Origin of the sequence: Steroidobacter sp. (assembly GCF_016790065.1) — a bacterium.
Taxonomy (GTDB): domain Bacteria; phylum Pseudomonadota; class Gammaproteobacteria; order Steroidobacterales; family Steroidobacteraceae; genus Steroidobacter.
The window spans coordinates 1-12571 of record NZ_JAEUPY010000434.1; the positions used below are offsets into that span (position 1 = coordinate 1).

Annotated in this window: 15 protein-coding genes; 13 read left to right on the forward strand and 2 right to left on the reverse strand. The window is 61.2% G+C overall.

What is annotated here, in order from left to right:
* Positions 1-333 (forward strand): translocation/assembly module TamB domain-containing protein (locus tag JNL55_RS18135; RefSeq protein WP_293856687.1); only part of this gene is annotated, 333 nt, incomplete at its 5' end.
* Between the two features lie 6 nt (positions 334-339).
* On the opposite strand, the gene JNL55_RS18140 is transcribed toward JNL55_RS18135, so the two are convergent.
* Together JNL55_RS18140 and JNL55_RS18145 are read right to left on the reverse strand one after the other, a co-directional pair.
* On the reverse strand, positions 340-1212 hold the full coding sequence (locus JNL55_RS18140; RefSeq protein WP_293856689.1) for an alpha/beta fold hydrolase: 873 nt from the start codon (positions 1210-1212) through the stop codon (positions 340-342).
* Positions 1213-1215: 3 nt separating this feature from the next.
* Positions 1216-1827 (reverse strand): NUDIX hydrolase, encoded by a 612-nt coding sequence (locus tag JNL55_RS18145; RefSeq protein ID WP_293856691.1) that lies wholly within the window; start codon positions 1825-1827, stop codon positions 1216-1218.
* A 128-nt stretch (positions 1828-1955) separates the two neighbouring features.
* On the opposite strand from JNL55_RS18145, the gene rarD reads away from it, so the two are divergent.
* The 12 genes from rarD to JNL55_RS18205 all read left to right on the forward strand — a co-directional run.
* Positions 1956-2858 (forward strand): EamA family transporter RarD, encoded by a 903-nt coding sequence (rarD, locus tag JNL55_RS18150; RefSeq protein WP_293856693.1) that lies wholly within the window; start codon positions 1956-1958, stop codon positions 2856-2858.
* A 103-nt stretch (positions 2859-2961) separates the two neighbouring features.
* Entirely contained in the window at positions 2962-3417 is a 456-nt protein-coding gene (locus tag JNL55_RS18155) for an arginine repressor (protein ID WP_293856695.1), read from the forward strand.
* Between the two features lie 102 nt (positions 3418-3519).
* Positions 3520-4791 (forward strand): argininosuccinate synthase, encoded by a 1272-nt coding sequence (gene argG, locus JNL55_RS18160; RefSeq protein ID WP_293856698.1) that lies wholly within the window; start codon positions 3520-3522, stop codon positions 4789-4791.
* Positions 4792-4834: 43 nt separating this feature from the next.
* Complete coding sequence (locus tag JNL55_RS18165; protein ID WP_293856701.1) at positions 4835-5917, forward strand: hypothetical protein; 1083 nt, start codon at positions 4835-4837, stop codon at positions 5915-5917.
* Positions 5914-6978 (forward strand): N-acetyl-gamma-glutamyl-phosphate reductase, encoded by a 1065-nt coding sequence (gene argC / locus JNL55_RS18170; protein ID WP_293856704.1) that lies wholly within the window; start codon positions 5914-5916, stop codon positions 6976-6978. Before JNL55_RS18165 ends, argC begins: the two co-directional genes overlap by 4 nt.
* 18 nt (positions 6979-6996) lie before the next feature.
* Positions 6997-8166, forward strand: coding sequence for an aspartate aminotransferase family protein (locus tag JNL55_RS18175; RefSeq protein ID WP_293856707.1), 1170 nt, complete (start codon positions 6997-6999; stop codon positions 8164-8166).
* A gap of 19 nt (positions 8167-8185) precedes the next feature.
* Positions 8186-9184: an N-acetylornithine carbamoyltransferase gene (locus tag JNL55_RS18180; RefSeq protein ID WP_293856710.1), complete on the forward strand. Its 999-nt coding sequence runs from the start codon at positions 8186-8188 to the stop codon at positions 9182-9184.
* A gap of 56 nt (positions 9185-9240) precedes the next feature.
* Entirely contained in the window at positions 9241-10161 is a 921-nt protein-coding gene (gene argB, locus JNL55_RS18185) for an acetylglutamate kinase (protein WP_293856713.1), read from the forward strand.
* A gap of 12 nt (positions 10162-10173) precedes the next feature.
* Positions 10174-11361, forward strand: a complete 1188-nt coding sequence (gene argH / locus JNL55_RS18190) for an argininosuccinate lyase (RefSeq protein WP_293856716.1) — start codon at positions 10174-10176, stop codon at positions 11359-11361.
* Positions 11362-11387: 26 nt separating this feature from the next.
* Positions 11388-11816, forward strand: a complete 429-nt coding sequence (locus tag JNL55_RS18195) for a hotdog fold thioesterase (RefSeq protein ID WP_293856719.1) — start codon at positions 11388-11390, stop codon at positions 11814-11816.
* A 20-nt stretch (positions 11817-11836) separates the two neighbouring features.
* Positions 11837-12139, forward strand: a complete 303-nt coding sequence (gene lptM, locus JNL55_RS37470) for an LPS translocon maturation chaperone LptM (protein WP_415923105.1) — start codon at positions 11837-11839, stop codon at positions 12137-12139.
* On the forward strand, positions 12139-12571 hold a 433-nt coding region (locus JNL55_RS18205), incomplete at its 3' end, for a 5'-3' exonuclease (RefSeq protein ID WP_415923106.1). The genes lptM and JNL55_RS18205, both read left to right, overlap by 1 nt.

A 12571-nucleotide genomic window follows, 5' to 3' on the forward strand; every position in this document is an offset into this window, starting at 1 on the left:
GACTCCGTGACCGGCACCGACACTGCCACCATGGCCTCAGCGCGCGACACGCTCACCATGCAAGGCGGCGGTTTGTTAGCTTCGCAACTCGGGCGTCGCTTGGGCTTGGAAGAAGTCGGCGTCGAAAGCTCATTGGATAGCGACGGTTCCGCCAACACGGCGCTGGTGTTGGGCAAATTCCTGTCGCCGCGCCTATTCATCAGCTACGGCATCTCGCTGACGGAATCCATCAACACACTCAAACTGCGGTACACCATCAGCGACAAGTGGGTGTTCAAGACCGAAGCCGGCGAAAATCAAAGCGCCGACTTCGAATACACCATCGAGCAATAACGCAAGTCAGTACAGCAGCGCTCGCAACGTCGCCACCAGCGACAACGGCTGATCCAACATCACGTGATGATGCGATTCCGGAATCGCGATGGGACCGCGGCAGTTCGGAATGTGCGCGACGATCTCCGCCGCATGCTGGTGCGTAACAATGGCGCTGTCATCGCCATACACGAACGTCACCGGCGTCGTCAGTCGCGCCAGCATGCTCGACACATTGAAATGAGTGATCAGTCGCGGCCGCGTGTCGTCGAACTTCCAGGTGTAGCCGTCGTCGACGCGCTTGATGGAATGCTCAGCGATGTAGTTGATGATGTAGGGCGCGGCGCGATTCTCCGCCGGGATCAAACGGAAGCGTGCACGCGCCGCTTCATACGTCGGATAGATTTTCTTCGGCCGCAGATCCGAGGAACGAACTCTCGGCTCGCCGTCATGCAAATGCAAATGTGAGTCAACGATGATCGCCCGGCCAACGTGCTCGGGGTGATCGGCACACATGTGTAACACCCGCCCACCGCCGAAGCTGTGCCCGACGACCACGGGCCGTTCAAAATGTGCGGCGTCGATGACGGCGAGCAAGTCGCGCGCATAGTTTTCGTCGGTGTACTCGGCGCGATTGCCGCTATCGCCCATGCCGCCGAAATCGAGCGCAACCACTCGAAAGCGCTCCGTGAAGAACGGCGCGATGAAACTCCACCAGCGCGCGTGCGCTCGAAAGCCATGCGCCAATACCAAGCCCGGCTTGTGAGTGTCGTGCTCGTTCCAACTCAAATAATGAATCGCGGTGCCGCCAGCATCCACGTAACGCGACTCGCACGGTGCGGCGAGCGCATGGGTGAACCATGTAGGCGGAACGAAATCCGGAGCGGCATCGTGAGTCATCGGTCAATCGAACTCGGTGGCCAGTGAGCGATCCAGATGATGCTTGTAGGCACGCTGGATTTGTTCGGCGGTGACGCGGCCGGTCGAGAGCTCGGGCAACTCGGCCAGCGGAAAGAATTTCACCTCGGTGGTTTCGTAGCTGGTGCGAAAGTCGCCGCCGGTGATCTCGCAAATAAAAAACATTTTCCAGACGTGGTACAGAAACTTGGGATGATTGTGCTTGTTACGATCCAGCACCGCCGCCAGCTTGACGGCGCGTGCGGTAAAGCCCGATTCCTGTTCGATCTCTTTTTCCACGGCATGCGACGGCGTGTCGTTCACGTCGGCCCAGCCGCCGGGCAGCGTCCACTTGCCATCCACGCGTTCACGCACCATCAACACTTGATCGCCACGAAACACCGCGCCACGCACATCGACTTTCGGCGTCGCGTAGCCATCTTCGACCAACCACGCTGCGCGTAGCTCATCCGGTTTCTTGTCCGATTCCAACGCCAGCAATTCGCCAGCGATTTCGGCCATTTCGCGATACCGCTCGCGATCGTATTCCTCTGCCGAGAAATGCAGACCGGTTTGTGACAGCGCCAACAGGCGGCGCGAAAGATCCAGCACTGACATGGGGTAGGTGCGACTGAGGACAGAGAACGGAAGCTTCTCGCGCCGGCGCGATGCATGCAACTTCAGAAAGCCGACATGCCCCCGCGGTTCTGCACTATGATTGCCGCCCACCCGACGATTCCGTTTCCATGAACGATGCGACCGCGCAGGGCGTCGACGGCCGCGGCCTCGCTGCCGGCGTTTCTGCCTTCCTGCTCTGGGGGCTGATGCCCCTGTATATGAAGTTGTTGCAATCGGTGCCGGTGTTACAAATCACCGCGCATCGCATGATGTGGGGCTGCCTGTGCGGCTTCGGTTGGTTGGCACTGCGCGGCGAAACGAATCATGTGTGGCGCGCACTCGCCGATCCACAAACGCGCTGGCGACTGTGCGCATCGGCCGCATTCATCGCCATCAACTGGTCGATCTTCATGTGGGGCATCGCCACTCATCACGTGGTGGAAATCAGCCTCGGTTATTTCATCGGCCCGCTGGTGAATGTGGCGCTCGGCGTGGTGCTGTTTCGCGAACGACTGAAACCCTTGCAATGGCTGTCCGTGGCCATCGCCACCGCCGGCGTGTTGTATCTCACCTGGACCATGGGGCGTCCGCCTTGGGTGTCGCTGGCACTGGCACTGAGTTTCAGCAGCTATGGACTGGTGCGCAAAGTCGCCAAGGTTGAAGCGCTGCCCGGCTTCACCGGCGAGACTTTGTTGTTGCTACCGTTCGCGGCTGTGTATTTGTTGTGGGCTGAGCTGTCGGGCGTGGGGACGGTGACGACTGCCGGGCTCGGCATCGACGCACTCTTATTATTCGGCGGCCCGCTGACCGCTGTGCCCCTGGTGTTGTTCGCGGTCGGCGCGCGACGCATTCCTTTGTTCACGCTCGGACTTCTGCAATACATCGCGCCCACTATGCAGCTGGCCTGCGCGGTGCTGCTGTTCGGCGAGCCGTTCGGTGGCTCGAGGGTGATCGGCTTCTTCTTTATCTGGGCCGCCTTGGCCGTGTTCGTCCTGGATGGACTGCTGACACTGCGCCGTCGGGCCTTCTAAAAGCGGTTATTGACAGTTTCTGCATAATTATGCAGGATGCGCGCCTATTTATGCATTGGCGCGGGCACGCCCGTGGCTGGTCGGAATTAGGTAACTCACTGAAGTGGCTGCAGAAATTCATCAATCTGTCGCGCGCCGGGCGGCGATTCTCCGAATCATCGGAGAGTCGACCGTGCGGAATCAGGACGAGTTGGTGAAGGTTTTGCGGACCCAGGGGTTCGATGCCACCCAGTCCAGTGTCAGCCGGGACCTGCGCGAGCTCGGGGTCGCCAAGGCGGGCGACCGGTACATCCTGCCGGCGCAGGATGCGGCCGGTTCGAATAACCCGTTTGCCGCCGTGGCCAAGTTTGTTCTCGAGATCAAGACGGCGGGTTCGTCGCTGACTGTGCTGAAGACCACCACCGGGACGGCCCAGAGTGTTGCCGTCGCTATCGACAGCTCGTCTTGGGACGAAGTGGTCGGGACGATCTCCGGCGACGACACCATCTTCATTGCGACCGATGAGCCGCAGGACCAGAAGAAGTTGCGTGAACGTTTGCGCGGCATCTTCGGGATCTGAGCCACCGTCGAGACGCTGCGGTCGCTGACCGAATGAGTTCTGACCCGAATTTTGCCAACCCGAATTTTTGTTTGAAACGAATTGAGCGCTGAGCACCCAAGCATGAGCACACTCCCTCCCGGCAACGAGCCGATTTTGTTGGCCTTCTCTGGCGGACTGGATACGTCCTTTCTGGTGCCTTGGCTGTCGGAGAACTACAAGCGTCCGATCATCACGGTGACCGTGGATACCGGCGGCATCGATGCGGAAGCGGCGAAGGTGCTCGAGCAGCGTGCCAAAGCGCTCGGTGCGAAAGATCACATCCTGGTCGAAGCGAAGAAGGCTTACTTCGAGCAAGTGATCAAGTACCTGATCATCGGCAACGTGAAGCGCGGCAACATGTATCCGCTGTGCGTCGGCGCTGAGCGCGTGATGCAGGCGCAGATCATTGCTGAATACGCTCGCAAGCTCGGCACCAAAGTGGTCGCGCACGGTTGCACAGCTGCCGGCAACGATCAGGTGCGATTCGAAGTTGCGATCCGCACGCTCGCGCCTGAGCTGACCATTCTCGCGCCGGTGCGCGATCAGGCGTTCAAGCGTCCCGATCAGCTGAAGTATCTGCAGGATCGCAATCTCACCATCCCGCCGTATGGCGCCGCTTACTCGGTGAATCGCGGCCTGTGGGGTGTAACGATCGGTGGCAAGGAAACGCTGACCTCTGACGGCAGCATTCCGGATCACGCGTGGGTGCTGTCGAAGGACGCATTCTCCAAGCCGCAGGCGCCGGAAATTCACACCATCGGTTTCGAGCAAGGCATTCCCGTCAGCCTCGACGGCGCCAAGCTCGATCCGGTCAGCGTGATCGAGAAAGTCGAAGACATCGGCGCCAAGTTCGGCGTGGGCCGTGGCATTCATTTGGGTGACACCATCATCGGCACCAAGGGCCGCGTCGCGTTCGAAGCGCCTGCCGCTGAAGTGTTGATCGCCGCGCATCGCGAGTTGGAAAAGCTGGTGATGACCGGCCGTCAGCAACGCATCAAGGAAACCTTGTCCGGCCCGTACGGCGATCTGGTGCACGAAGGCCAGCATCTGGATCCGGTGTGTCGTGACATGGAAGCGCTGTTCGTGAACTCGCAGGCGCGAGTCACCGGTGAAGTGAAGGTGCAGTACCACCCCGGCAACGCGTTTGTCGCCGGCGTGACATCGCCCTACTCCATCATGGCCGCGTCGAAGGGTGTGTACGGCGAAGCTGCCGGCGAGTGGACCGCGGCCGATGCGCTGGGCTTCTCGAAGATGGTCGGCCTGCCGGGCATGTTTTGGACCCGAGCCGGTGCTGGGCAGGATGCCCGAATGCCGGGAGCGCAGGGAAGCGCAGGACCGGCCCAGGGCAAGTAATCCAATTGTTTCTTTCAACCTCACAGGTGCACTGAACACAGCCATGAAAACCGTAGTCGTCGACAAGATCGCGTCCATCACCCAGGCCTTGGAGCTGGGGCATGAGTTGCGTGTCGCCACGGACAACATTCCTTGCGAGGAAGGTGTGGTGCTGGTGGTTGAGATCCTCAACAACAAGTCGACTTACAACACCCTCGAGCTGACCAGCGGCCGGATGGCCAAGGTCGCCAAGGGCGACGTGATCGTCGGCGCGCTGGGCCATCGCCAGGCGCTGTTCGGCTATTCGGGTCATTTGCCGACCTCAGTGAAGGAAGGCGACATCATCCAAGTGCTGAACATCGGCGGCGTGCTTGGCATCGTCGAATCGGTGAATCCGGAAAAGGGCACACCGTTCAATGCCAAGGTGATCGGCGTGGTGTTGCCGGTCCCGTATCGGGGCGAGCGCATCGGCGTGCCGGCGCGCATCGGCTATCGTCGTCTCGATTACAACGCCACCGTGAATACTCGCAACGTGCCGGTAGTCGCACTCGCAGGCACATGTATGGAAGCGGGCAAGACGGCCGCGGCGTGTGCCATCGTCGCTCGCATGCGGCATCGTGGCTTGAACGTGCATGCGTTCAAGGCCACCGGTGTTTCTTTGCGTCGTGACATTCTGGCGATGGAAGACGCCGGCGCGAGCAAGAGCATGATCTTCACCGACCTCGGCGTGGTCACGACGACTGCGAAGACTGGCCCGGCAATCACGCGGGCGCTGCTGAGTGAAATGTCTCAAGGCGAGCCCGATGTGATCGTATTTGAATTAGGTGACGGCATTCTCGGCGCGTACGGCGTCGAAGCGATCTTGTCGTCGCCTGACATTCGGTCCGCGCTCACGTCGGTGGTGTTGTCGGCGAACGATCCGGTCGCAGCGTGGGGCGGCGTGAAGCTGCTGCGCGAACAGTTCGGCATCGAGCCGGCGGTGGTCACCGGCCCGGCGACGGACAACGCGGTCGGCGTGAACATCATCAAAGACAAGTTCGGCGTGCCCGCCTTCAATGCAATCACTGACGGCGCCGCCCTCGGCGACTGCGTGATCGATTCGTTGAAGCTGACCGCGAAGACCAAGGCGGCGGTGACCGAAGAATGAGCGACGCCAAGATTCCTGTCATCGTGCTCGGCGGCACCGGCTATGTGTCCGGCGAGCTGCTGCGCTTGATTGCCGGTCATCCGCGCCTGCAGCTGAAGGCCATTCTGTCGGACAGTCAGCCGGGCGAGTCGGTGGCCAAGTTCTTTGCACACCTGGCGCCCATCTATCCCGAGCTCAAGTTCTCCAGCTTGGACGCGGTGAAAGAGCTGGTCGGCACGCTGCCGACGTCGGCCGTCATCTCGGCCGCACCGCATGGCGTGGCGGCGAAGTTGATCGACGACATTCTGACGGCGGCCGAAGCGAAGGGCACCAAGCCGCGCGTCATCGATATTTCGGCGGACTATCGCTACCGAACGCCGGCGGCGTATGAAGCTGTTTATAAACATGCGCACGGTGCGCCGAATCGCATCCCGCAGTTCAGCTGTGCTGTGCCGGAACACTTGAGCCAGCTCACGACGCCGCACGTAGCTCATCCGGGTTGCTTCGCGACGGCCGTGTTGTTGTCCAGTGTGCCGCTGTTGTCGCTTGGCCTGTCTGAGCCGCGTTTGTTTGCTGCCGGCATCACGGGCAGCACGGGCTCCGGCCGCACACCGGGCGCGGGCACTCATCATCCGCAGCGACACAGCGATTTGTACGCTTACAACCCGCTGTCGCATCGGCATACGCCGGAAATCGCAGCGTTGGCGCAAGCGGCCTCGCAGGTGCAGGCGGATTTCAACTTCGTCCCGCATTCGGGTCCGTTCGCGCGCGGCATTCATGTGACCGTGCAGGCCAAGGCCCTGAAGCCGATCAAGACGCCGGAGCTGCTGGAAGCACTGAAGGGCTTCTATGCAGGCAAGCCGTTCGTCCGTGTCGTCAACGAAATGCCGCATGTAAAAGATGTGGCCACCAGCAACTACGCGTTCCTGAGTGCCGCCGCCAATGGCGATTCGGTCGCCGTCATGTGCGTCATCGACAATCTGGTGAAGGGCGCGGCCGGCGGAGCGATGCAGTGGCTGAATCGCGTGTTCGAGCTGGATGAAACCACCGGGTTGACGACGCCGGCTTCGGGCTGGACCTAAATAATTATCATGAGTGCCATGAGCAATTCAGTGTCGACTTCCAACGCACCGGCCGATCATCTCGCGCCGGTGTACGCGCAGTTTCCGTTGCAGATCACTGACGCGCGCGGCGTGTTCTTGCACAAGCCCGATGGTGGCAAGGTGTTGGATCTGTACGGCGGTCATGCCGTCGCGGCGCTGGGCTACGGCCATCCGCGCTGGGTGGAAGCGCTCACTGAGCAGGCCAAAGCACTTTGTTTCCAAAGCAATGCTGTCGCGTTGGACGTGCGCCGTCGTGCCGCCACTCGCCTCGCCAAGTTCGCGGGCCTCGGCCTGGACACAGTGTTCTTCGTGAACTCCGGCGCGGAGGCCAACGAGAATGCGTTGAAGCTCGCCTGCAAAATGACGGGCGGCACGCAAGTGATCGCGGTCGAAGGCAGCTTCCATGGCCGCACCGCTGCGGCTGGCGCGGTGACTTGGGGTGCCGACAAGAAGTGGTACGGCTTCCCGAGCACACCGTTCGAAGTGAAGTTCATCAAGCCGACCACGACGGCGGCCGAGCTGAGCACGCTGATCAACGATCAAACTGCCGCTGTCATCGTCGAACCAGTGCAAGGCGTCGCAGGCGCTGTCGATTTGCCGAAGGAATTCCTGCAGGCACTGCGCTTCCGTTGCAGCGAGAACGGCTCGGTACTGATCTTCGACGAAGTTCAATGCGGCTTCGGACGCGTCGGCCATCCGTTCGCGGCCAACTTGTATGAAGTGACGCCGGACATCATCACTACCGCGAAAGCGTTGGGCGGCGGTTTCCCCGTCTCTGCGATGTTGGTCGCCGATCATGTCGCGCCGTATTTGAAGATGGACTCGCTCGGCACCACGTTCGGCGGCGGCCCGATGGCCTGCGCCATCGTCGAAGCCGTCATCGACATCATCGAATCCGAAGGGCTGTTACAGAACGTGCAGCAGCGCTCGGCCGAAATTCGCGAGACCTGCATGGTCGGTCCGGTGATCGGTTCGCAAGGCGCCGGCTTGTTGCTGGGCCTGCGCACGTCGCGCCCGGCCAAGGACGTGCAAGCCGAGCTGTTGAAGTTGGATATTTTGACGGGCACCAGCGCCGATCCCAATGTGTTGCGGATCCTGGCGCCGTTTGTGTTGGAAAGTGAGCACGTCGAGTTGTTGCGCAAAGCGCTGGCTCGGCTGCCTCGGTAAATCTTGTAGAGCAATAATCATGAATCGTTTTCTTGAACTAGCCGATTTCCCGCGCGAGCAAATCAAAGACCTGCTGGGTCTGGCCGCTCGCCTGCAACAGACACCGCAACCGCAAGCCCTGACCGGCAAAGTGCTCGGCCTGCTGTTCCTGAATCCTTCGCTGCGTACGTTGGCGTCATTTCAGAGCGCCATGATGCGTCTCGGCGGCACGGCCGTCGTCATCACTCCGGGCCAAGGCACGTGGCAGATGGAAACGCGCGTGGGCGCAATCATGAATGGCGGCGCTGCCGAACACGTGCGTGAAGCAGTGCCGGTGCTCGCGTCGTACTGCGACGCTATCGGCATTCGTATGTTTGCTGAAGGCCGCAATCTCGCCGCCGATCTGGCCGAGACCGGCTTCCGCATGATGGCGGATCTTTGTGACAAGCCGCTGGTGAACATGGAATCGGCAGTCGCGCATCCCTGCCAGGCGCTGGCCGACTGGCACACGATGGATGAATTGCGCGTGCCGGAGCGTGGCAAGTTCGTGTTGAGCTGGGCCAATCATCCGCGTGCTCTGCCGCTCGCTGTGCCGTCGTCGACGGTGCATATGGCTGCGATGCGCGGCATGGACGTCGTCGTGTTGCGTCCGGAAGGTTTCGCGCTGCCCGATCCCATCATGGAGAAGGCTCGCCAGGCCGCTAAGGCGTCGGGCGGTTCAGTACGCGAGACCGACAATCGCGCCGAAGCACTCGATGGCGCGCATGTCATCTACGCTAAGGAATGGGGTTCGCCGCAGCACTATGGCGATGACGAAGCCGACAAGCGCTTGCGCGAATATTTGAGCGACTGGTGTGTGAAGGAAAGCTGGTTCAAGGCCGCGGACCCTGGCTGTCATTTCATGCATTGCCTGCCGGTAAGGCGTAATGTCGCGGTTGCCGACGAAGTGCTGGACGGCCCGCGCAGCGTCGTGATTCGCGAGGCGTTCAATCGCATGGTCGTGCAGATGGCCGTGTTGTATCGCATGCTCCGGGGCTGATCTTTTTCGACCAGCGATCCGTCCTTTGTCACTAATTACTTCTAAGGAATACTGCCGTGGTGCTTCGCTCTGATCCCTCCGTTGCCGTTCGCGCTCTGCGCAGCGCTGCACCGTACATTCGCATGTACAAGGGCAAGGTGTTCGTCATCAAGGCCAGCGGTGGCGTGTTTGCCGACATCGAATCGACCCGCACCCTGATCGAACAAGTCGCGATCCTGCATCAGGTGGGCATTCGTGTCGTGCTGGTACACGGCGGCGGTCCGCAGCTGTCGCAGATCCAGGAATCGTTGGGCATCAAGCCGCAGATGATCGCGGGCCGTCGCGTCACCGACGAGAAGTCGATGGAAGTCACCAGCATGGTGCTCAACGGCTTGGTGAACACTCAGATTCTCGGCATCTGTCGCGAGCTGGACATCGCTGCCGTCGGCGTCAGTGGTGTCGACGCTGGCCTGGTGCGCGCTCACAAGCGTCCGCCGGTGCTGGTCGAAGGCCAGACCGTCGATTACGGCTTGGTCGGCGACATCGATCTGATCGACGCCAAGGTTCTGCAGCAGTTGCTCGACGACGGCCTGATGCCAGTGGTGAGCCCGGTCTCGGCCGACGACAAAGGCACGCTGCTGAACATCAATGCAGACACCGTTGCTGCTGGCATCGGCGCTGCTTTGAAGGCCGAGAAGTTGATGCTGGTCACCGGCGCGCCCGGCATTCTGGAGTCGGTGGAAGATCCGCGCTCCATCATTTCGTACACCGATCTGGCCGGCTTGAAGAAGCTCAAGGATCAGGGCAGTTTGAAAGACGGCATGTTGCCCAAGGCCCGCGCCATCGAAGAAGCCATTCGTGGCGGCGTGCGTCGCGTGCACGTGATTTCGTACAAGAGCCCGGACAGCATTCTGGCCGAAGCATTCACCAACGAAGGCACCGGCACGTTGGTGGTTGAGAACGTTAGTGTGCTGAGCGCCGCTGAGCAGCACGGATAACACGGTAACGCCATGAGTCGTCTCTGGGACAAAGGCGCGCCGCTCGATGAGCGGGTGTTGCGCTATACGGCTGGTGAAGATCACGCGCTCGACAATCGGCTCGTTGAGTACGACGTGCGCGCTTCGATCGCGCACGCCGAAATGCTCACCGCGCAAGGCTTGTTGCCGTCTGCCGATCTCGAAGCAATTCGTAGCGGCTTGACCGAGATCGCGGCCGAACACGCGGCCGGCAAGTGGCAAGTGCTGCTCGAATACGAAGACGGCCAGACTGCGCTGGAAACTCTGCTGACTCAGCGCATCGGTGAGGCCGGCAAGCGCGTGCATCTTGGTCGTTCTCGTAACGATCAAGTGCTGACAGCCCTGCGTCTGTACCTGCGCGACGCTGTCGATGAGTTGAAACATCGCGTCGAAGGCGCGGCGCAAGCGCTCGACGATCTGGCCGCACGCGAAGGCGACGTCCAGTTGCCTGGCTACACTCACATGCAACAGGCCATGCCGAGTTCTGTGACCTTGTGGGCCGGCGGTTTCGCTGCCGAGCTGCGCGATGACGCCGAAGGCTTACAGCAAGTGCACCGTCGCTTGCAGCGCAGCCCGCTCGGCTCGGCCGCCGGTTATGGTTCGCCCAATCTGCCCATCGATCGTGAGGCTACCGCGAAGAAGCTGGGATTCGCGTCGGTGCAGACTCCGGTCACATCGGTGCAATTGTCTCGTGGCAAGGCCGAAGCCGAGCTGTTGTTCGAAATCTCGCTGGTAATGCAGGACGTGGCGCGGCTGGCGTCCGACCTGATGCTGTTCTACACGCAGGAGTTTTCGTTCGTGGCCTTGCCGGACGCGTTCACCACCGGCTCGTCCATCATGCCGCAGAAACGTAATCCTGACGTGTTCGAGCTGATCCGCGGCCGCAGCGCCACCGCTCAAGCTTGTTTGTTGGAAGTCATGGGCATCGTCGCCAAGCTGCCTTCGGGCTATCAGCGCGACTTGCAGCTGATCAAGGTGCCGCTGTTCCGTTCCATCGACCTGTGTCTGGATACGCTGGCCATTCTGCCGTCGGCGTTGGCCGGCGTGACGTTCCGCCAGGAGCGCATTCGGCTCGATCCATCGATCCATGCCGCCTCGGAAGCCAACGAGCTGGTGGTCAAGGAAGGAATCTCTTTCCGCGAAGCCTATAGACGCATCGGCGACCAACTGCGTAAAAAGTAGGCTGCGAATTTCTCAGCGAAGGCGCCATGTCCATCTGGTTCAAACCCTACAAGCTCGCCGACCTGACCGTACGCGTCGGCATGGCCCACCACCTCGGCATCGAGTTCACCGAGGTCGGCCCGGATTTTCTGCGCGGCCGGATGCCGGTGGAAGACAAGACCCATCAACCCGATGGCATCCTGCACGGCGGCGCTTCGGTGGCACTCGCCGAAACGCTCGGCAGCTACGCAGCCATGCTGGTCGTGGATCCGAGCAAATATCGGGTGCTGGGCCAGGAGATCAACGCCAATCACCTGCGCGGCGTGGCCAGTGGGTTTGTCATCGGCACGGCGCGGCCGGTCCATCTCGGCCGTCGTAGTCATGTCTGGGAAATTCGTATCGTCGACGAACGCGACAAATTGGTGTGTATTTCCCGCCTCACCATGGCGGTGATCGAGACCAACGCGTCGAGCTGAGCCTGCCTTATACTGCGCGGATGAAATCATCCGCGCGCAAACTCGTCTTGTGGGTGCCGGCGCTGTTGTTCAGCCTGGCGGGGTGTGGCCTGAAAGGTCCGCTGTATTTGCCCGACGAGCAACCGCAGTCGGTGCCAGCCACTGAAGCTGGCAAACCGGTGTTGGAAGGCAAGAAAGTTCGTACGATTCCGCCAGCGCCGCAAGCGCAGAAGAAGGATCGCGAGCGCGCCAACCAGACGACACCGGAACCGACTCAATCGCAACCGACGCCGGTATCGCCGCCCGATCCGGATCGTCCTGCCACCACACCACCGGGTCCGTAATGGCTGCACAACGCAAGCTCGTCCTGGTGGACGGCTCAGGCTATCTGTATCGCGCATTCCACGCGCTGCCGCCGTTGACCAACTCGCGTGGTGAGCCGTCGGGGGCGGTGCTCGGCGTGCTCAACATGCTGCAGAAACTGCGCAAGGAAGAAGCGCCTGATTTGATTGCCGTGGTGTTCGACGCGCCGGGCAAGACATTTCGCGATGAGCTGTTCGAAGAGTACAAAGCGACGCGCACGCCCATGCCGGACGATTTGCGCTCGCAGCTACAGCCACTGCTCGACAGCGTGCGCGCCATGGGCCTGCCGTTGTTGCGAGTCGAAGGCGTGGAAGCCGACGACGTCATCGGCACGCTGGCGTTGCAAGCAGCGGCACAAGGCGTCGACGTGCTCATCTCCACCGGCGACAAAGACATGTCGCAGCTGGTGAACG

Coding starts and splice junctions, on each gene's coding strand:
- JNL55_RS18140 (WP_293856689.1), bottom strand. CDS start 1,212: ATGACTCACGATGCCGCTCCGGATTTCGTTCCGCCTACATGGTTCACC.
- JNL55_RS18145 (WP_293856691.1), bottom strand. CDS start 1,827: ATGTCAGTGCTGGATCTTTCGCGCCGCCTGTTGGCGCTGTCACAAACC.
- rarD (WP_293856693.1), top strand. CDS start 1,956: ATGAACGATGCGACCGCGCAGGGCGTCGACGGCCGCGGCCTCGCTGCC.
- argG (WP_293856698.1), top strand. CDS start 3,520: ATGAGCACACTCCCTCCCGGCAACGAGCCGATTTTGTTGGCCTTCTCT.
- JNL55_RS18165 (WP_293856701.1), top strand. CDS start 4,835: ATGAAAACCGTAGTCGTCGACAAGATCGCGTCCATCACCCAGGCCTTG.
- argC (WP_293856704.1), top strand. CDS start 5,914: ATGAGCGACGCCAAGATTCCTGTCATCGTGCTCGGCGGCACCGGCTAT.
- JNL55_RS18175 (WP_293856707.1), top strand. CDS start 6,997: ATGAGCAATTCAGTGTCGACTTCCAACGCACCGGCCGATCATCTCGCG.
- JNL55_RS18180 (WP_293856710.1), top strand. CDS start 8,186: ATGAATCGTTTTCTTGAACTAGCCGATTTCCCGCGCGAGCAAATCAAA.
- argH (WP_293856716.1), top strand. CDS start 10,174: ATGAGTCGTCTCTGGGACAAAGGCGCGCCGCTCGATGAGCGGGTGTTG.
- JNL55_RS18195 (WP_293856719.1), top strand. CDS start 11,388: ATGTCCATCTGGTTCAAACCCTACAAGCTCGCCGACCTGACCGTACGC.
- lptM (WP_415923105.1), top strand. CDS start 11,837: ATGAAATCATCCGCGCGCAAACTCGTCTTGTGGGTGCCGGCGCTGTTG.